The sequence below is a fragment of the Richelia sinica FACHB-800 genome (assembly GCF_014698825.1).
GTDB lineage: Bacteria > Cyanobacteriota > Cyanobacteriia > Cyanobacteriales > Nostocaceae > FACHB-800.
In genome coordinates this window covers 318,662-336,324 of record NZ_JACJTT010000002.1, presented here as the reverse complement: position 1 = coordinate 336,324, position 17,663 = coordinate 318,662, and the positions used below count along the sequence as shown (strand labels likewise).

Below are 17,663 nucleotides of genomic sequence, written 5' to 3'. Positions count from 1 at the left end.
TTGAGAAAATTATGCCTCACATAGTCAGTAGTAACAATTTAGCTATGGTCAGTGAAACAGTTTCCCAAAGTTGGCAAAATACAAAAAACTTGTTTCAAAAACCTAGTGAGCAAATGATGAACTCACTTGCAGAATTAACGAATCAATCTCTCAGCAATTTGACTGCAACTCAGGAAAAAGTTAACAACCCTTGGCATCAAACATTAAATCACGTAGTAACTCAAGTTACTGATACAACTGTAACAGCCATGAATAGCGTTACTAGCACTGCCAAACCAGCAGAAACTTATGTACGCGAAACATTAGGAAAAACTCAAACTTACCTACAAGATACCTTAGAACAAGCAGTCAATTTAAGTAACAGCGCTTCCCAAGTAATTGAAAAGCCTATCAATAATATTATTAATCATCAAGTAGATGTGATAACTAATTGGATTAATAATCATCCAACTATATTTTGGTTGATAAAATTACTAAATTGGGCTATTAATCATCCAATTACTAGTTTATTAATAGTATTTATAGGGTTATTTATTGTATGGAAGCTGTTTCAATTATTTAGTCGTATACTTGAACAAGGTTTGTTGTTTACACTCAAAACTCCTATTAAGTTCATCTATTCCCTGTTTTATTTAAGTTGGGATATTTTAACTAAGAAATTATTAAATAAATCAGTATTAATCCAGGCGAATCAAAGTGATTTGCAAAGCGATAATCCCAACTCAGATCATAATGAAAAATTGCTATCTCTATTAAATAGACTAGAAACTATTAGACAGGAACAAAATCATATATTGCAGGAGATAAAAACTTTATTGACAGCAAATAAGTGACAAAAACGCTTTAATACAGTTTAACCATCATTTTTGCCCGAAGTCTCATCCATAACGTAGTGATTGTTATTAAAAATAGACCCAGAAATATATCTGAAATTTTACAAGATTTATGATGATAAATAACAAGTATACTCTCCATAATGACTGGCGGTAATAATGCTCCAATCACAAATATTAATCGATAAATAATTAATCTGTTTTTAACAAGAGTAGTCAGGATACTTAAACACATACCCATAGTAATATATATGAGTCCATAGTAAAATAGTTTTTGGTTAGGAGGAATTAAATTGAGTAAATTTAAGGAATAGGATTTGTTTAAATTATCTATATATACTTTAAATTGAGCACGTTGATAGGTGATGACAATTTTATGTGGACGCTTGTCAGTAAAAACTTTCGGTATACTTAATCTTAAATTAGCCCCGTTTTCTCCCAAAAGAGGTGTTCTTAATCGTATTTCTAAACTGTTTTTAAACTGACCCAATGTAAAATTTCGACGTAAATAACCACGAGAAATGGAAATAATTCGTGCTGGGCCAATTTGTAAGGTATTACCAGTAGCAACAGTAGTAAAAATTGTAAATTCTGAACTATTACGCAACTTTGTATTTACTAATGTAGCAGGAGTTTTTGTTTTTAACCACTGGCGATTATTTAAAGAAATAGAATCTGGTGATTTAATTATCGGTGTGTGACCTTGCCATAATAATTCTGACAAATTATTGCGCCTATCTTGATAATTTTTACCACCACTGAATTCATAAGAAGCAATCCAATTATTAGTCTGAATATCTATTTTTTGGGAATGTGATAATAATTTTCCAACTTCCTGTGTAGAGATAGCCTGATCGGCAATATGAACTTGTGATATACTACCATTCCAAGGTCTAATTCCTGTCGCTTCATTACCTAGTACCAATGGATAATGTAAATTCCAGTTATTGAGACTAGTGGCAAATTGCCAGTAACTGGACATGATAAATGCTAAAAATATATATCCAACTAAAACGAATAAAATTTGTTGAGGAGAACGAGAAATTTTACTATTTTCTAACCGATAAACCAGATAATTAAAGCTTTGCTTATTCCAGATATAAAAACAAATAAAACCCACAATGCCGCCGATAGTATTATTAACAATATCTGCTGGAGTTGGTGTTCTAGTAGGTAAGAAAACTTGCAGGATTTCTACCGTTGATGATAAGCCTGCACTCAAGAGAACCACTGATAACAATTGACTAAAATATTTTACCCGACCCTGGTGAATCAGAGCAGTAATGCTAAACCCTAAAGGCATAAACAATATTATATTGTTCACCATGTCATTAAAAGAACTAGCATTATCAAAACTAGCAATAATCCTGCGGGGGGAAAGATGGTCTGGAAAAGAAAAATCAAAGGGATAAGTAGTAGCTAAAACAATAAATAATGCACTCAAAAAGAGTAGAATTCTGTATTTGTATTTGCTGATATTTTGCAGGTTCATACTAATTGATTTTCTAGGGATATTTTGTGAATAAAAAGTCAGCTATATTTTGTTAATAGCCAATTATGGCTAATATTAATAAATCCTTTTTATATTAATTAGGTGTAGAAACAATAAAAAATCCTTACTTTTCCTTAAAGTTTTTAATAAAGAGGATTTATATCGCTTCAGCAATCATGGGTTATTAAAACAGATTCACTGTAGTGCTAATTTATTCAATAATCCCCAGTGACTTTCAGTGCAATTTTCTTGATAAGCAAGTATAATCAGGATGGTTGAGGGGTGAGACCCCTCAAAATATAGATTAAAAATATCGGTGATTATATTTTTGAAATTTTTTTATGTCAACTTGCTGAGTGCAGAGATTTGCAGTTTACTTTTTAAAATAAAAAAGTTTCTTTAATAATTAATCTTTTATTTAAAAAAATGCCAAATTGGCTAAATAGACATTCAAAAAATAGTATTCTGCTGAATATATACTGATGTGTGTTCTCAATTTGTTCATCAAAAAGTCAGTTTTTCAGTGCAATTACTGTAGATTGTCCACGAATTTGCATGAATATATAGTTTCCTAATCTCCAGCCTATCAATATAGCGGGCTGTTTCATTGCTGGGTGCTTGATAACGACTTCATGTAAATCAGAGACAAATCCAATTAAAAAATTTGCTGTTTACCAACATCTACTAATTTTAAGTGCATCTTTTGACCAGGCTGTAATGTATCTACTGTAAACAGCGATCGCCTTCAATTAACCACTTCATACTTGATCCTTCTCAATTTTGACGCAGAGGGATCAATTTACAGCCTCTAGTAACGTGAACATCAGGGTTAGACATGACTTACCAACTGTCTTCTTCTCACAACAATTCCCAATCAGGTATCACTCCTGAACAGTTCAATCAAATCATTGAAGCCATTGCTGATGGTAAATATTCCTGGGCTTGTGTACTAATTTTGCGTTTTATTGGATACAATCCTATTCATTATATCCCGCAACGTACCTACAGCCGTTTAATTAAAGATAACAGTCGAGTTGTCACCACATCACCACCAGCACCACAGAAGACACAAGCCCAAAATCAAACTTCTGTTCATCCCCATCATCATTTAAGTTTTATCTCCAAAGTACGCAATTATCAATAAGGTGAAATACCTACAATAACTAGAAGGTATAGTCCCCTTAATACCTAACGGGTGCATAACTGATTTTCCATGAGAGAACAAGTTATGTACCTGTACCCACAACTTTGTTGATTAACTGATTAACAACCATGTTAGTCCTAAAATCACTATGGATAAAACCTCTCACGGCAATTGCTGATAGTTGGCATAAGTTATCTTGATAGGCAATCTCAATCTTGTTGCTTGGACTCACCATCTATCAATCATTAAATCGGCGTTTTATATGTTCACTTGCAGGAGAAAAAGCTATCCTAGATCGTTGGCTATCTCATCTTCTTTAAGAGTGATCTAATGAACAAATTTATACTCAACCTTCTTGCTTCTCCAGTGCTGATTAGTTCCATTCTGACCATGGGAGTAATGGTAAATCAAGCCCAAGGGATAGAACCAACAAGCAAAAATAGCGATCAACTCACTTGTATCCGTAATAAACATAAAGTCGGTTTGGTTTGCGCTAGAGCTTCTGTACTTGCTCAAATTCCTACCTATCAACCTCAACAGGAAAATCTTCCTACACCCGGAGATGTACCAATGCTGGAGTTTAACGTTGAAGAGAGCGATATGGCGATCGATCTATTTGGTTGTGATTGCCCCGCTTGTATAAACTCTCTTCGTCAAATGCGTGGTGTTACACCTTTGGTGTACTAAGGAAGACGAGACAATAATTTTTTTTCATCATGAGGGTGTGTTATGCCAGAGGCTAACGCACCAGCCTTCTAATAAACGCTTCAATCAGACCTTCAATGGCGGTAAAAACTGCCAACCTCCAAACTAGCTAGCAAATAATTACAGCAGCCCAAGAAAATTTTTGCCACCTGCATTGACAATAATATGGCCAATTAGTTATATAGTTAATTAACAAGTAAATTTGTTTGTCTGCAATCTAACTACTACAAATCATTTAACATGGCAACTACATTGAGGCAGCCCAGTAGCACTAGCTTTTGGGATAATTTCTGCAATTGGATTACCAGCACACAAAACAGAATGTATATCGGCTGGTTTGGAGTATTGTTAATTCCTACTGCTTTAGTCAGTACAATCGTCTTTATTTTGGCCTTTTTAGCGGCTCCACCAGTAGACATTGATGGCATTAGAGAGCCTGTCACAGGTTCCATTCTCTATGGTAACAACATTATCACTGCTACTGTTGTCCCCACTTCTGCCGCTATTGGCTTACACTTTTACTCAATTTGGGAAGCTGCGTCTTTAGATGAGTGGCTTTACAATGGTGGCCCCTATCAAATGGTCGTATTCCATTTCTTAATTGCCATCTACGCTTATATGGGTCGCCAGTGGGAGTTAAGCTATCGTTTGGGAATGCGTCCTTGGATTGCTGTTGCCTTTTCTGCACCTGTAGCAGCTGCCACAGCAGTATTGTTAATCTATCCCATAGGCCAAGGTAGTTTTTCTGACGGGATGATGCTGGGCATTTCTGGAACTTTCAACTTTATGATTGTGTTTTCCCCTGAACACAACGTTCTCATGCACCCATTTCATATGCTTGGTGTAGCGGGAGTGTTTGGAGGCTCTTTATTTGCAGCAATGCACGGCTCCTTAGTGACCTCTAGTTTAGTCAAAGAAACTTCGGAAATCGAATCTCTCAATGCAGGTTACAAATTCGGTCAAAACGAAGAAACCTATAATATTGTTGCTGCCCATGGTTATTTTGGGCGCTTAATTTTCCAGTATGCCAGTTTCAATAATTCTCGCTCCCTGCACTTCTTTTTAGCAGCTTGGCCTGTAGTGGGCATCTGGTTTTCCGCACTGGGTATCAGCACAATGGCTTTTAATTTAAATGGATTTAACTTCAATAGCTCAATTTTGGATAGCCAAGGGCGGACAATTAACACCTGGGCTGATGTACTTAATAGAGCTAATTTAGGCATTGAGGTGATGCACGAGCGCAACGCTCATAACTTCCCTCTAGACTTAGCTACTGGTGAAGCCCAACCAGTTGCTCTTGCCGCTCCCACTATCCTGAGCTAGTTTTTGTCAACATTCCTACTGTTCATTTTACCTAACTTGCACCCTGGAATGGGTGCTTTTTTTCTCCTTGTTAATTCTAGACAAACTCTAAGTTTTCACTGGGGTTGAGTTCGTCAATAATCCGCCAAATTTCCTGTAACATTGGATCTAGACCAGTGCGAGCAACGGCGGAAACTAAAAAAACCGGAGCCAAGGAAAGATGATTTAACTGCAAAGCTAAAGCATCTAAATCAACAGTTTCCCGATCCACTGCATCAATTTTATTGAGGGCGATAATTTGGGGTCTTGCTGCTAAACCTCTGCCATAAGCCTGCAATTCCTGTTGAATAGTATTGAAATCACCAATAATATCTTCACTGGTGGCATCAATGAGATGTAATAGTACCCTGGTGCGCTCAATATGACGCAGGAAATCATGACCCAATCCTGCTCCTTGGGACGCACCTTCAATGAGTCCAGGAATATCCGCAAATACTGTACCATCGCCGGTGGGCTTTCTTACTACACCTAAGTTGGGAATTAAAGTTGTAAAGGGATAGTCAGCGATTTTTGGTCGAGCCGCAGATAATGAAGAAATTAAGGTAGATTTACCAGCGTTAGGTAACCCAATGATTCCTACTTCTGCTAATAGTTTTAACTCTAGACGTAAATGCTTTTTTTCACCTTCTAAACCGGGCAGGGCGTATTCTGGAGCGCGGTTACGGTTGCTTAAAAAATGTTGATTCCCCAGTCCACCTTTACCACCTTCAGCCACCTTTAAGGTTTGACCAGATGCTGTTAAATCACCCAAAATACTTTCTGTTTCCAGGTCATAAATAACTGTACCGCAGGGAACTTCAATAATTAAATCTTTACCTGATGCACCTGTGCGATTATTGGGGCCACCACGTCCCCCATTTTCTGCTTTAAATAGATGGTTATATCGAAAATCTAGTAAGGTTTGCAGGTTCTCCACAGCTTGGAAAATCACAGAACCGCCGCGACCACCATTACCCCCAGAGGGTCCACCGGCGGGAACATATTTTTCTCGACGAAAGGCGACAATGCCATCGCCACCTTTACCTGCTTCAACTTCGATGACTGCTTGATCAATAAATTGCATAATTGAATGAATTGTTGTTAGTGATCATTTGTCAGTTGCCACTCACAATTGACTACTGACAACTGAACTTAAATATATGGTGAAACATCTTCACCGCATTCGTCTGCGAGATAGGAAAGAGCGCGGAAGCGTAAACCTACAAGTTGCTCATATAAAGGGTTGATTTTGCATAATGGCGGGATGTGTACTATTTTGTGTCCAAATAAAGTGACATCCCTTTCAAAAGGACATTGGGAAGGAATCATTTTACACAAAAATCGCGCCACTCTGGGATCTTGAATTTCTAAACCATCTAACCAGTGACGGAGGGGTTGGAGTGCATCGGGGTGGGGTGCGGTGGCTAGCAGAATAGAGGATTGGCTTGTATTGTTGTCTTCTAGGGTATGACGTAAGGCTTCGATAAATTCTGTTTTCAGCCCTAAAGCTTGGCAGAATTGTTGCAGAACAGTGTCTTCACTGGGAGAATAGATGCCATCAGCGATCGCTACCATAAAAGCAGTTCGCAAAAAGTTTTCTCCTATTGCTGTTCCTGTGCCTAAAACCGTCCTTAACTCCTCTGGTTGAATTACCTCCAAACTATCCCATTGTAAACAAGGCGCTAATTCTTCCTTGGTTAAGTGAGTAATTAATTGTTGTTCTTGGTCATCAAAGTTACCATCAGCCCAAGCAATGGTTAGTAACCCGCGCAACCACACAGTTACTTGTTCGCTACTATAGGGAGATTGGGCAGTCGTCTTTGTCATTAGCTTTCCACCTTCTAGTTTTCTCATCCATCCTAAGCTACCTTCAATCTAGCTGTGCTGTGTGTCGTCTAGTTAACTAACTAGTCAAGAAGATTTATCGGTAATTGGTGATTAATCAAATATCATTATTATTCCCGTGACCAGTGACCCATTATCTATTAAAGTAAATTTGGTAATTTTTTATATTTATATATGTTTCGTTTTGGCATAGAACATGAAGTTGCCTTTCTGAATAAAGAAGGGAAATTTGCAGATTTTTCTTGTACTAAATTTGCAGATTTTCAGCAAATTGTAGACTTATTACCTACCTATGCAAGTGATTATCCCCAGTTGCGAGTTGGTGATGCAGGTATTAAAAAGAAACGTTGGTATATAGAAGGATTTGAAAGATTTGCCGATTCGGAAACGGTCACGGACTGTTTAGGCAAAGGCATAGAAATTAGAACTACTATCCATCCCAATATTCAAGGAGCAATTACTGAACTCACCGCCAGTTTTCACCTATTACATAAAATAGCCAAAGATTTTGGGTTTTATCCGGTACTAATTAGTTTTAATCCTTATACTAAAAATTTTGAACCCCAACCACCATTAAATGACTATGAGCGCAGTCAATTACTAGCTTATCCTGATGAACAAACCGCCAATATTTATATGGTGAGCTATGGACCAGATTTAAATATTTCCCTCACAGATTTACCAATTGAAGAAGCCATTGATATTGGTAAAAAGTTTACGTATTATAGTCCCTACATTGTACCGTTTACTTATAGTTCTCCCTTTTATGATGGGAAATTATGGCATGGTTTATCAGTACGTACATTTATGAGAACAGGTAAAAGACCAGCAACCCTTGTATTTGTACCAGAAAAATCACAATTAATTCACAGTACACCTGCCTTAACTAAAGTTGCACGCATTCCTGCTGAAGTAGGAAGAATTGAATTTAAATCTTGTGATAGTTGTGATAACTTTTCAATTTATGCAGGGTTATTAGCCTTATTAAAAGGTTTAGCAATAGATAAAACTTTACCTGGTAGAGCTATTGTTCCCGATGCCAATTTACATCAAATTTCTGCGATATCTGGCTTTAGTAATCCAGATATTTTTGTTCATGGTAGTCAAATTTTAGCGGCAGCAGAAGCAGCTTTAGGGAATGATACAGATATTAGTTATTTACAAGTATTAAAAACAATATTATCTAACAGAAAAACCAAATCCCATGAACTAATAGAGAATTTTCAAAGCTCTGGCTCCATTGAAACAAGTTTGAGACAAACTTATGACGGTTATTGATTAGGATTAGGAATTGGTTGTATTGCTTTCCCTGGAGGAATTTGTTCAACCTTGATTAAAGCCTCAATGACAGATTTGACAATTGGTGCAGCTACAGTACCACCATAGGCATTTGCCCCTTGGGGTTCATCAACTATTGCTAATACTACATAGCGGGGAGATTCTACGGGTAAAATAGCCACAAAACTGGTGATTCTTGCACCTTTAATATATCCACCATTGGGGCTAGCTTTTTGGGCTGTACCAGTTTTCCCAGCAATGCGATAGCCAGGAATTTGCGAAGCTTTACCAGTACCTTCATCCACTACAGTTTCCATCATTTCTACAACTTTTTGAGCAGTGGTAGAAGAAAAAATTTGGCGTGGGGTTGGTAGCTGAGGTACATAGTGCATTTGGCCATTGCCATCCACCAGTCCTCGAATCACATGGGGTGTGACTAATTTACCACCATTGGCTAAAGCACCGTGCATTTGTACTAGTTGAAGGGGTGTAAGTGAAAAGCCTTGTCCAAAGGAGGTAGTTGCAGGTTCAATGGGTGAGGAGGTGAATTCTTCTTGGCTTTTGAGCCGACCACTGACTTCAAAGGGCAAATCTGTATCAACCTTTTGTCCTAGTCCCAAACGTTCCAACCAGTTGTAGTAAATGGGATTTTTTAAACGTTGGATAATTTGTACCATACCAACGTTACTGGATTGCTGGAGAATTTGGGCAATATTCATTTGTCGAAAGGAATTCCTCTCAGCATTTTTAATAATGCGGTCAGCAACTTTGATAGTTCCGGGATCATCAAAAACATCATCAGGTTGGATTACACCGTTTTCTAGAGCGATCGCTATATTCAATGGCTTAAATGTTGATCCTGGTTCATACAAATCTGCCACTAACCAGTTTTTGAACAAAGATAAATCCGCCTTCGAGTATTCATTGGGGTTGTAACTGGGTTGAGACACCAGTGCCAATAGCGACCCATCAGTGGCATCCATGACAATCACCCCACCACGATGGGCTTTGTACTTCTCCACTTGTTCCTTCAAGGCAGTACGGGCAGCCCTTTGTAATCGATGATCAAGGGTCAATTGCAGTTGTAAATCATCAGAATGTAAAAATCCTTGGGGAGCATGATCTGGCATCAAGGCCCCATTACCAGCCCGGCTGAGGCGTACTGTTTGTCCAGCCCTCTCCAGCAACTTTTCTTGGCTATATTCCACTCCAGCTTGGCCGCGACGGTCAAGATTCACATATCCCAAGACATCAGCCGCTAAATCGTTTTGCGGATAAAATCGTGAATATTTTTGAATAAACTCTAGCCCATTTAAACGTAAAGATATCAAACGGCTATATATTTCTTCTGGTAAAGACGATGTCAGTAAAATTCCGCTTCTTTTGCTGTTAAATATTCGGACTAAATCCGCCACATTCCGATCCATAATCGGAGCGATTAGTTCGGCTATTTCTTCTGGAGATTGATTAAATAATTTGGGATGGACATATAAACTATAAACTGGGCGGTCAATAGCTAAGACATTTTTATTGCGATCTACAATAGGACGGCGTGGCATAAAGGGACGAATATTCACCATTTGTTGATTTCGTGCCCTTTCTGCCAGTTTAGTCCCGCTAATAATTTGTAATTGATATAACTTGAAGCCCAATCCTAAGCCAGCAAAAATAAATATTGCCCAGACGGTTAATAATCGATTTTTAATATTAGCGACTTCCCCGGTAATTTTCCGGTGCTGATGTTCTGATTCTGCTATTTGGGATAATTTTTGATGTTTTTTGAATTTTAATTTGCGTAAATTTTGAAACTTAATTCTGCTGGGTGACTTATGCATTGGGATCGTCCTTATTTGGGCGGGCTGCATCATATCTAGTGTATTTTGATCGGCTCAAGGATGAAAGCCGCCCTTATTTACCAATGACAGCCTACTGGCATTACTACTACCACCTAAAATGAAATCAACTTTTGTTACTTCATTACTACCTTAGTTGATTGGGAGTACCAAAGAGGTCAAATTCCGAGTTTAATATCCTAGTGGTGATGGAGTTTGGAGTTGAACTGGTACATTGGTGGTGTTCGTTGCCGCTGGGTTCGTGGTTTTCTGAGAAGCTTCTGGTAAGAAAATAGTTCTTTCAGGAGTGGGAAAAACCAGCCCGGCAGTTGGCTTTTCTGCTTCCTCAGCCATTTTGCTTTTGAGTGTAGCGTTGGTTGTAATTAACTGACGTTCATTGCGGTGCAGGTTTTGTAGTCTCTGGTAGGCTTGGCTCCACAGGGCTTGAGAATATACGCTGAAACCATAGACTACCAGTGTGGCAGACACAAACAGAAATGCAGCAATCGAGGAATAACGATTCATCGCGTATAGACGTAATAACCATACAGGTTCTGCACCGGGAGTTGGCATCATAGGTAAATTTCCACTGGATTGAGAGTTATTTACATTTGCCGGTTGTTGATGAAGGTTGCTGATGGGTCTGACTGGAGCACCTGGATGAATAGCAGTAATGGATGGACGGGGAATATCGCCACGCTGTTTTTTTCTTGGGGATGAAGTCGATGAACTAGGAATAGGGGCAGTCCGATTGCTGGCTCGACGATTTGCCGAACGTCGTTGACGCGGCGAGAGATTAGTCTCTGGTTGTAACCAAGGAGTTTTAGGAGCAACAGCTGATTTGCGGGCAGCAGTCATAATTTTTGAAGATGGAAAATACTATAATTTTTGGCAATTTGACGATCGCCTATCCTGGTGTGAACAAAGATCACATCGCAGTCATCCTCACAGAGAATCAATCAGGGTTAACTGCAACAGAGCATACATCACCTTGGTAGTTTAGTCTTGACCATTAGCGATCGCCCACAGGAAAAAGTAGGTTTGTGATGTATCATATCTAAAACTATGGCAAACAGGGGCGGTAAGGGGCAACACTCTGGAAAATTATCACAATTTTTGGTATGGTGAAGTGTTTCCATAGTTCAGGGTGTCAGCACCCCCAAATTGGGGAAGTTACGCGTCAACCATAAAAAACCCCCAAATAATCAACCCCTTCGCTATGAACGAAAGAAATACTTGCTTCCTTGTTGTCGTTACCAGCCATTCCCGCAAAAAATTGCGTTTTTCAGATGTAATCTCAAATCAATTAACAAAAATCAACAAATAAGGTATCTTAATCAACAGGCGAAAGAATTCTATTGCCCTAATTGGTGAAAGAGGAGTTATGAAAACAAGAATCTTTGGTTTTGCTCTCATGTTAAGTCTGGCTACCCTGCTTGGAGCCTGTGAAGGTGGTGGTGACACTGGTACTCCTACCAGTTCTCCTGCTGCAACCACCGGTGGTGAACCATCTGATACTGCCAGCCCTGCTGCCAGCCCTGCTGCTAGCCCTGCTGCTAGCCCTGCTGCAAGTCCTGCTGCTAGCCCTGCTGCAAGTCCTGCCGCTACAACCTCACCTGCTGCTAGCCCTGCTGCTACACCCACAACTACTCCCTAATTAACATTCAGACAACGCTCCTCACTACATCGTTGTCCATAGCCTTAATTGAGTCGATCTCCAATTAATGGCTGCATGTTTTTTCATTCGGGCCAAAACAAGAAGACAACAGTAAGAAAGCTCGTACTGTCTTTGTCTGTCTGTAATTAAAGCCTCAAAATTTGTATAAACAGCATCAGCACTGCCAATTCTCTGCTTTTAAACATGAGAATTTAAAACTAACTTATTTTAGCGGCAGCTTTGATGCCGATGTAAGCACCTACCCAGTCGATTTTCCGACTGTTTTCTTATTTTCACCTACCTGAGCCACAATTATTCTTTAATCAACAAGAATTGCTCGGCGATTGTAGTGAAAGACATATAGGTAGATTTACATCTACCTATATATAAAACTATCATTTGCTAGTAAATTTGTACCCCTTTACCCAAGTAATGGGACATATTAACTCTGAAAAATTTGATAAATCAAACATCTTTTTGTTTTTGAATTAGTTAGTTTTATTCTGTCAGATGCTAAAGTAGCTCTATGTTGCTACTGCAATTTAGTACATCTCATTATTGTCGGAAAGCTCGGCTAGCACTGGGTTATAAACAAATAAATTACCATTGTCAAAACCTTACGCCAGGGCTACATATTCTCAAAGTTAAACCCCTCACAGGTTTAACGACTTTACCGCTGTTGCTGCCATGGGAGGGAGAGCAGGCATCAAGCTTAACTAGCTGGCCAAAAGCGATCGCTGATTCAACAGCAATTATCAAATTTTTAGAAGCTTACCAACCAGAGCCATCATTATATTTACCAAATCCAGACCAGCAAGCAGAAGCCTTGATGCTAGAAGACTGGTTAGACGAAAGTATCGGTACAGCCACCAGGTTTGTCTATTATCAATTTCGCGCTAGGGAGGGCAAAAGTATTGACCCATCACTCAGCAGTCAAATCGTCATTCAAGTAGTCAGAAGACAATATGGCATTGATGATGCCACGGTGGATTTAGCTACTAAAAGACTAGCCAATGCCTTAGCAGAACTAGGAAGACGCTGGCAAAAAAGAGATTATTTAGTGGGCGATCGCTTCAGCGTAGCTGACCTGACCGCAGCTGCATTATTAAGTCCTCTAGCCTTAATTCCTGAATATCGTCAACAATACCCTTGGTTATTTACCAAAATTACAGAAATCCATCAATTATGTAGAGAACCACTACCACCAGGATTGTGATGCTGATTTTTAGTTAAACATAATTAGTTTTACCAAGCCAGGGAAGCAAGAGAGGTAACACAAGGATGGAGAGAAACAGATACTATCTATGGCTAACAAATGAGGGTGAGAATTGAAAATCCATGAAATCTCTAAAACTTCTGATTTTGAGTATCACTACTGCCATAGTGGTGTGGGTGGCTGGTCATAGAGACACAGCAGTAAAAGCATTACCACCACCAGAAGACATACCAGAAGAGATACTCAGAACCGAAATTATCACAGAAGCGCGATCGCCCGTTGATGGTAAACGCTTAAGTGCCGCCGAATATGCCGAACTACAAGCACAACAGCAAACTAGCCCACCCCCAAAACTAAACACTCGAATTCGAGAACAAGTATTTCTATTACGGATACGTCGAGTTTTGCTCCAGTTATTCCCATTTTTAAGTATTTAGCAGCCTGAAAATTCTCATCCACAGTTAACGGGGAATTAACATAACACTGGCGACAAAAGTGCAAATAAATGTAAAGAATATATATATACATATTAACAAAGCCGATTTAGTTAATCACCTTATTCCACTTAGGTAGCTTCATGTCCATCACCACGGTCGCCTCTGAACAGGTTAATAGCATCGTTTGGAATCAGCATCATGATCCATTTGAGGTATTAGGGTCTCACCTCATTGAAAAAGATGGTAAAACTATCTGGGCTGTGCGAGCCTACCTACCAAATGCCAATGCAGCATGGGTAGTTCTTCCAGAAGAACGGAAAGAATACCCCATGCAATCAGTACATAACCCCCACTTCTTTGAATGCACAATCGAAATACCAGAACTGAAAAACTACCAGTTACGCATTCAAGAACAAGGTCATGAGCAAGTCATCTATGACCCCTACGCCTTCCGTTCACCTCGATTGACAGATTTTGACCTGCATTTATTTAGCGAAGGCAATCATCACCGCATTTATGAAAAGCTGGGAGCACACCCCACAGAAATCAATGGTGTGAAAGGTGTTTACTTCGCTGTTTGGGCCCCCAATGCCCGTAACGTTTCAGTCTTAGGAGACTTCAACTACTGGGATGGACGTAAACACCAAATGCGTAAAGGCCCCACCGGCATTTGGGAATTATTTATTCCTGAAATTGGAGTAGGGGAACATTACAAATATGAAATCAAAAATTTTGAAGGACACATTTACGAAAAATCTGATCCCTACGGCTTCTACCAAGAACCCCGGCCAAAAACAGCATCTATCGTCACCGATTTAAACTCATATACTTGGAATGATAGCGACTGGATTGAAAAGCGTCGCCACACAGACCCACTAACGCAACCTATATCAGTCTACGAAGTACATTTAGGTTCCTGGTTACACGCATCTAGTGCAGAACCAGCCAAACTTCCTAATGGAGAAACCGAACCTGTAGTCACTGTTTCGGAATTGAAGCCTGGTGCTAGGTTTTTAACCTATCGGGAATTAGCAGCTAAACTCATTCCCTATGTCAAAGAATTAGGATATACCCATCTAGAACTTTTACCTATTGCCGAACACCCCTTTGACGGTTCTTGGGGTTATCAAGTGACTGGCTACTATGCCCCTACTTCCCGATTCGGTAGCCCAGAAGACTTTATGTACTTTGTTGACCAATGTCACCTCAATGGTATTGGTGTCATAGTTGATTGGGTTCCCGGCCATTTTCCTAAAGATGGACATGGTTTAGCCTTCTTCGATGGTACTCACCTTTATGAACATGCAGACTCCCGCAAAGGTGAACACAAAGAATGGGGAACTTTAGTCTTCAACTATAGCCGTCATGAAGTCAGGAACTTCCTAGTAGCCAATGCCCTATTTTGGTTTGATAAATATCACATAGATGGGATTCGTGTGGATGCTGTCGCATCCATGCTCTACCTGGACTATTGTCGTAAGGATGGGGAATGGCTGCCTAACCAATATGGTGGTCGAGAAAATTTAGAAGCAGCTGACTTCTTGCGTCAAGTTAACCACCTACTCTTCAGCTATTTCCCTGGTGTTCTCTCCATTGCTGAAGAATCTACAGCTTGGCCCATGGTATCTTGGCCAACCTATACAGGTGGTCTAGGCTTCAATTTGAAATGGAACATGGGCTGGATGCACGATATGCTGGACTATTTCAGCATGGACCCATGGTTCCGTCAATTCCATCAAAATAACGTCACCTTTAGTATGTGGTATCACCACAGCGAAAACTTCATGCTGGCTTTGTCTCATGATGAAGTGGTGCATGGTAAGAGCAATATCGTCGGCAAGATGCCTGGTGATAGATGGCAAAGTTTTGCTAATGTGCGTTGTTTATTTGCCTACATGTTTGCTCATCCTGGCAAGAAAACCATGTTTATGAGTATGGAGTTCGGCCAGTGGAGTGAGTGGAATGTTTGGGCTGATTTGGAGTGGCATTTACATCAGTATGAAGCTCACCAACAGTTGAAAAAATTCTTCCAAGACTTGAATCACCTCTATCGGTCTGAATCCGCTTTATACAGCCTAGATTTTGCCAGAGAAGGGTTTGAGTGGATTGATTGTAGTGATAATCGCCATAGTGTTGTTTCCTTTATCCGTCGCGATAAAGATAGTGATAACTGTGTGGTTGTCGTTTGCAACTTCACCCCACAGCCTCATTCTCACTACCGTATTGGAGTCCCAGAAGCTGGCTTCTATACTGAATTATTCAATAGTGATGCGCGTCAGTATGGTGGTAGCAATATGGGCAATTTAGGTGGGAAGTGGACTGATGAGTGGTCTTTGCATAATCGTCCTTATTCCTTAGATTTATGTTTACCACCTTTGGGAGTTTTAATTCTCAAATTAGATAAACAGAAAACTGCTCAAGTGAAGAAGTAAGACATAAAGGGTGGGCATTGCTCACCCTAACCTTTAAAGACAATACGGTTCTTTCCCTGGGTTTTGGCAGCGTATAAAGCTTCATCAGCTGCATTTACCAATTGCAAAAAATCCTCTCCTGGCTGGGGAAAAGTAGAAGTTACGCCTATACTAACGCTTAAATATGGGCTAATTTCGGATCTTGCATGAATAAGATAGATTTTTTCCACAGCTAAAAGAATATGTCTGGATATGTGCAGTGCCCCTAATTTTTCAGTGTTGGGCAAAATCACTGCAAACTCTTCACCACCGTACCTTGCTACTAAATCTCCTGGTCTTTGCACCACACTTTTGATGGCTAATGCAACTTGTCTTAGTGCTTCATCTCCCAGTGCGTGACCATAAGTATCATTATAAGCTTTAAAGTTATCAATATCACACAAAATAAAAGATAAAGGTAGTTGCTCTCTAGCCATACGTTGCCACTCCCGGTCTAGAGTATCATCCATTTTACGGCGATTATATACTTGGGTTAATCCGTCAATATTTGCTAAATATTCTGCATATAATGCTTTATCGTGCCACTGTTGTCCAACTGCATCGCCATGCTCAATAATAGTTTGCATAATAATTTCTAAATCTGTTTTTTCTTGAGAAATTATTTGCAATAAGGATTTTAGCTTTAGTTCTGCTTGCTGACGTGCTTGTACTTCATCCTTCAGCTTCTGATTTAAACTTTCTAGCTGAGATTCTACAGCATCGCCATGTTCAACCGTAGTTTGCAGAATTACTTCTAAATCTGCTTTTTGACGAGAAATAATATCCAATACAGATTGAAGGGTAGTATATTTTTGATGATATCCAGAAATAGTTAATTGCAGTTGTTGATTGATTTCTTGCAGCTGAGCCTCGATACAATCTCCATGGGCAACTGTAGTTTCTAAAGTAATTTGCAAATCTATATTAGCTTGCTTAAGTTTGTTCACCTGTTGACGAAGGCGTTTGATTTCTATCCGTAATCGCTGTTCCTCCGTAGTTTTTTGTAATATATTCATATGTTCATTGATATATATCTCCTGGTATTATTCATAATAATTCTATTTTAATACTAGGCATTAATCTTTGTAAGTTTCTTAACGACTTGGTTTGCCAAAGAATTTTATTGGAACCATGCAAAGCCAGTTGAATATTGCCTTGGTTGCGTACTTCGACGACAAACATTGAAAGCATACTCACACCAGAGCTATTCAGGAATTCCAACTCTTCAAAATTTAAAATCAAGGAATTATACTCTGAAACAACTTTAGCTAGAAAATCCTGAATTGTCTGATATGCTTCTATGCCATTCAGTCGCAAAAAACCCTTAAAAAAGACTGTTGATGTCGAGGAATCGAAATGAACTGAATAGTCTTTTGTTTTGATTTCCTGTTGATGAATATTCATACTTTAGTCAATGAGTAAATTTTTAGTTT

The 17,663-nt window shown here is 39.2% G+C and carries 18 protein-coding genes; 10 read left to right on the top strand and 8 right to left on the bottom strand.

Annotation, left to right across the window (positions count from 1 at the left end):
• Positions 1-11 precede the first annotated feature (11 nt).
• Entirely contained in the window at positions 12-833 is an 822-nt protein-coding gene (locus tag H6G73_RS03295) for a hypothetical protein (protein WP_190601512.1), read from the top strand.
• 10 nt (positions 834-843) lie between these two features.
• Here H6G73_RS03295 and H6G73_RS03290 read toward each other — a convergent pair whose 3' ends face one another.
• Positions 844-2,325 (bottom strand): VanZ family protein, encoded by a 1,482-nt coding sequence (locus H6G73_RS03290; RefSeq protein WP_190601511.1) that lies wholly within the window; start codon positions 2,323-2,325, stop codon positions 844-846.
• An 835-nt stretch (positions 2,326-3,160) separates the two neighbouring features.
• Between H6G73_RS03290 and H6G73_RS03285 the strand changes: the two genes are divergently transcribed.
• On the top strand, positions 3,161-3,469 hold the full coding sequence (locus tag H6G73_RS03285) for a HetP family heterocyst commitment protein (RefSeq protein WP_190601510.1): 309 nt from the start codon (positions 3,161-3,163) through the stop codon (positions 3,467-3,469).
• Between the two features lie 82 nt (positions 3,470-3,551).
• On the opposite strand, the gene H6G73_RS03280 is transcribed toward H6G73_RS03285, so the two are convergent.
• Complete coding sequence (locus H6G73_RS03280; RefSeq protein WP_190601509.1) at positions 3,552-3,704, bottom strand: hypothetical protein; 153 nt, start codon at positions 3,702-3,704, stop codon at positions 3,552-3,554.
• 95 nt (positions 3,705-3,799) lie between these two features.
• Here H6G73_RS03280 and H6G73_RS03275 point away from each other — a divergent pair, with 95 nt between their 5' ends.
• Both H6G73_RS03275 and psbA read left to right on the top strand, forming a co-directional pair.
• The gene (locus H6G73_RS03275; RefSeq protein ID WP_190601508.1) at positions 3,800-4,156 is read left to right on the top strand and encodes a hypothetical protein; all 357 of its coding nucleotides are present in this window, start codon (positions 3,800-3,802) and stop codon (positions 4,154-4,156) included.
• A 258-nt stretch (positions 4,157-4,414) separates the two neighbouring features.
• Positions 4,415-5,497 carry a photosystem II q(b) protein gene (psbA, locus tag H6G73_RS03270; RefSeq protein WP_190601507.1) on the top strand — a complete coding sequence of 361 codons (1,083 nt, stop codon included), beginning with the start codon at positions 4,415-4,417 and terminating at the stop codon, positions 5,495-5,497.
• 76 nt (positions 5,498-5,573) lie between these two features.
• Here the strand turns inward: psbA and obgE are convergent, their stop codons facing one another.
• Both obgE and H6G73_RS03260 read right to left on the bottom strand, forming a co-directional pair.
• The gene (gene obgE / locus H6G73_RS03265) at positions 5,574-6,599 is read right to left on the bottom strand and encodes a GTPase ObgE (protein ID WP_190601506.1); all 1,026 of its coding nucleotides are present in this window, start codon (positions 6,597-6,599) and stop codon (positions 5,574-5,576) included.
• Between the two features lie 68 nt (positions 6,600-6,667).
• Positions 6,668-7,342 (bottom strand): Mo-dependent nitrogenase C-terminal domain-containing protein, encoded by a 675-nt coding sequence (locus tag H6G73_RS03260; protein WP_190601505.1) that lies wholly within the window; start codon positions 7,340-7,342, stop codon positions 6,668-6,670.
• 192 nt (positions 7,343-7,534) lie between these two features.
• On the opposite strand from H6G73_RS03260, the gene H6G73_RS03255 reads away from it, so the two are divergent.
• Positions 7,535-8,638, top strand: coding sequence for a glutamate--cysteine ligase (locus H6G73_RS03255; protein ID WP_190601504.1), 1,104 nt, complete (start codon positions 7,535-7,537; stop codon positions 8,636-8,638).
• Here H6G73_RS03255 and H6G73_RS03250 read toward each other — a convergent pair.
• Positions 8,632-10,473 carry a peptidoglycan D,D-transpeptidase FtsI family protein gene (locus tag H6G73_RS03250; RefSeq protein WP_190601503.1) on the bottom strand — a complete coding sequence of 614 codons (1,842 nt, stop codon included), beginning with the start codon at positions 10,471-10,473 and terminating at the stop codon, positions 8,632-8,634. The two genes, H6G73_RS03255 and H6G73_RS03250, sit on opposite strands and share 7 nt — an antisense overlap.
• Before the next feature lie 189 nt (positions 10,474-10,662).
• Positions 10,663-11,328: a hypothetical protein gene (locus tag H6G73_RS03245; RefSeq protein WP_190601502.1), complete on the bottom strand. Its 666-nt coding sequence runs from the start codon at positions 11,326-11,328 to the stop codon at positions 10,663-10,665.
• An 11-nt stretch (positions 11,329-11,339) separates the two neighbouring features.
• Here H6G73_RS03245 and H6G73_RS24710 point away from each other — a divergent pair, with 11 nt between their 5' ends.
• From H6G73_RS24710 to glgB, 5 genes are all read left to right on the top strand, one after another.
• Complete coding sequence (locus H6G73_RS24710) at positions 11,340-11,468, top strand: hypothetical protein (protein ID WP_256443762.1); 129 nt, start codon at positions 11,340-11,342, stop codon at positions 11,466-11,468.
• Between the two features lie 386 nt (positions 11,469-11,854).
• A complete protein-coding gene (locus tag H6G73_RS03240) occupies positions 11,855-12,127 on the top strand; it encodes a hypothetical protein (RefSeq protein ID WP_190601501.1) in 273 nt (90 codons plus the stop codon).
• Positions 12,128-12,653: 526 nt separating this feature from the next.
• Positions 12,654-13,343 (top strand): glutathione S-transferase family protein, encoded by a 690-nt coding sequence (locus tag H6G73_RS03235; protein WP_190601500.1) that lies wholly within the window; start codon positions 12,654-12,656, stop codon positions 13,341-13,343.
• Positions 13,344-13,465: 122 nt separating this feature from the next.
• Positions 13,466-13,780, top strand: a complete 315-nt coding sequence (locus tag H6G73_RS03230) for a hypothetical protein (RefSeq protein WP_190601499.1) — start codon at positions 13,466-13,468, stop codon at positions 13,778-13,780.
• 140 nt (positions 13,781-13,920) lie between these two features.
• On the top strand, positions 13,921-16,212 hold the full coding sequence (glgB, locus tag H6G73_RS03225) for a 1,4-alpha-glucan branching enzyme (protein WP_190601498.1): 2,292 nt from the start codon (positions 13,921-13,923) through the stop codon (positions 16,210-16,212).
• Positions 16,213-16,238: 26 nt separating this feature from the next.
• Here glgB and H6G73_RS03220 read toward each other — a convergent pair whose 3' ends face one another.
• On the bottom strand, positions 16,239-17,246 hold the full coding sequence (locus H6G73_RS03220) for a diguanylate cyclase (RefSeq protein WP_190601497.1): 1,008 nt from the start codon (positions 17,244-17,246) through the stop codon (positions 16,239-16,241).
• 31 nt (positions 17,247-17,277) lie between these two features.
• Positions 17,278-17,634, bottom strand: coding sequence for a slr1659 superfamily regulator (locus H6G73_RS03215; RefSeq protein WP_190601496.1), 357 nt, complete (start codon positions 17,632-17,634; stop codon positions 17,278-17,280).
• Positions 17,635-17,663: the final 29 nt, after the last annotated feature.

What these genes read in the sequence shown, in the direction of transcription:
- H6G73_RS03295 (WP_190601512.1), top strand. Translation starts at nt 12, where the DNA reads ATGCCTCACATAGTCAGTAGTAACAATTTAGCTATGGTCAGTGAAACA.
- H6G73_RS03290 (WP_190601511.1), bottom strand. Translation starts at nt 2,325, where the DNA reads ATGAACCTGCAAAATATCAGCAAATACAAATACAGAATTCTACTCTTT.
- H6G73_RS03285 (WP_190601510.1), top strand. Translation starts at nt 3,161, where the DNA reads ATGACTTACCAACTGTCTTCTTCTCACAACAATTCCCAATCAGGTATC.
- H6G73_RS03280 (WP_190601509.1), bottom strand. Translation starts at nt 3,704, where the DNA reads ATGGTGAGTCCAAGCAACAAGATTGAGATTGCCTATCAAGATAACTTA.
- H6G73_RS03275 (WP_190601508.1), top strand. Translation starts at nt 3,800, where the DNA reads ATGAACAAATTTATACTCAACCTTCTTGCTTCTCCAGTGCTGATTAGT.
- psbA (WP_190601507.1), top strand. Translation starts at nt 4,415, where the DNA reads ATGGCAACTACATTGAGGCAGCCCAGTAGCACTAGCTTTTGGGATAAT.
- obgE (WP_190601506.1), bottom strand. Translation starts at nt 6,599, where the DNA reads ATGCAATTTATTGATCAAGCAGTCATCGAAGTTGAAGCAGGTAAAGGT.
- H6G73_RS03260 (WP_190601505.1), bottom strand. Translation starts at nt 7,342, where the DNA reads ATGACAAAGACGACTGCCCAATCTCCCTATAGTAGCGAACAAGTAACT.
- H6G73_RS03255 (WP_190601504.1), top strand. Translation starts at nt 7,535, where the DNA reads ATGTTTCGTTTTGGCATAGAACATGAAGTTGCCTTTCTGAATAAAGAA.
- H6G73_RS03250 (WP_190601503.1), bottom strand. Translation starts at nt 10,473, where the DNA reads ATGCATAAGTCACCCAGCAGAATTAAGTTTCAAAATTTACGCAAATTA.
- H6G73_RS03245 (WP_190601502.1), bottom strand. Translation starts at nt 11,328, where the DNA reads ATGACTGCTGCCCGCAAATCAGCTGTTGCTCCTAAAACTCCTTGGTTA.
- H6G73_RS24710 (WP_256443762.1), top strand. Translation starts at nt 11,340, where the DNA reads ATGGAAAATACTATAATTTTTGGCAATTTGACGATCGCCTATCCTGGT.
- H6G73_RS03240 (WP_190601501.1), top strand. Translation starts at nt 11,855, where the DNA reads ATGAAAACAAGAATCTTTGGTTTTGCTCTCATGTTAAGTCTGGCTACC.
- H6G73_RS03235 (WP_190601500.1), top strand. Translation starts at nt 12,654, where the DNA reads ATGTTGCTACTGCAATTTAGTACATCTCATTATTGTCGGAAAGCTCGG.
- H6G73_RS03230 (WP_190601499.1), top strand. Translation starts at nt 13,466, where the DNA reads ATGAAATCTCTAAAACTTCTGATTTTGAGTATCACTACTGCCATAGTG.
- glgB (WP_190601498.1), top strand. Translation starts at nt 13,921, where the DNA reads ATGTCCATCACCACGGTCGCCTCTGAACAGGTTAATAGCATCGTTTGG.
- H6G73_RS03220 (WP_190601497.1), bottom strand. Translation starts at nt 17,246, where the DNA reads ATGAATATATTACAAAAAACTACGGAGGAACAGCGATTACGGATAGAA.
- H6G73_RS03215 (WP_190601496.1), bottom strand. Translation starts at nt 17,634, where the DNA reads ATGAATATTCATCAACAGGAAATCAAAACAAAAGACTATTCAGTTCAT.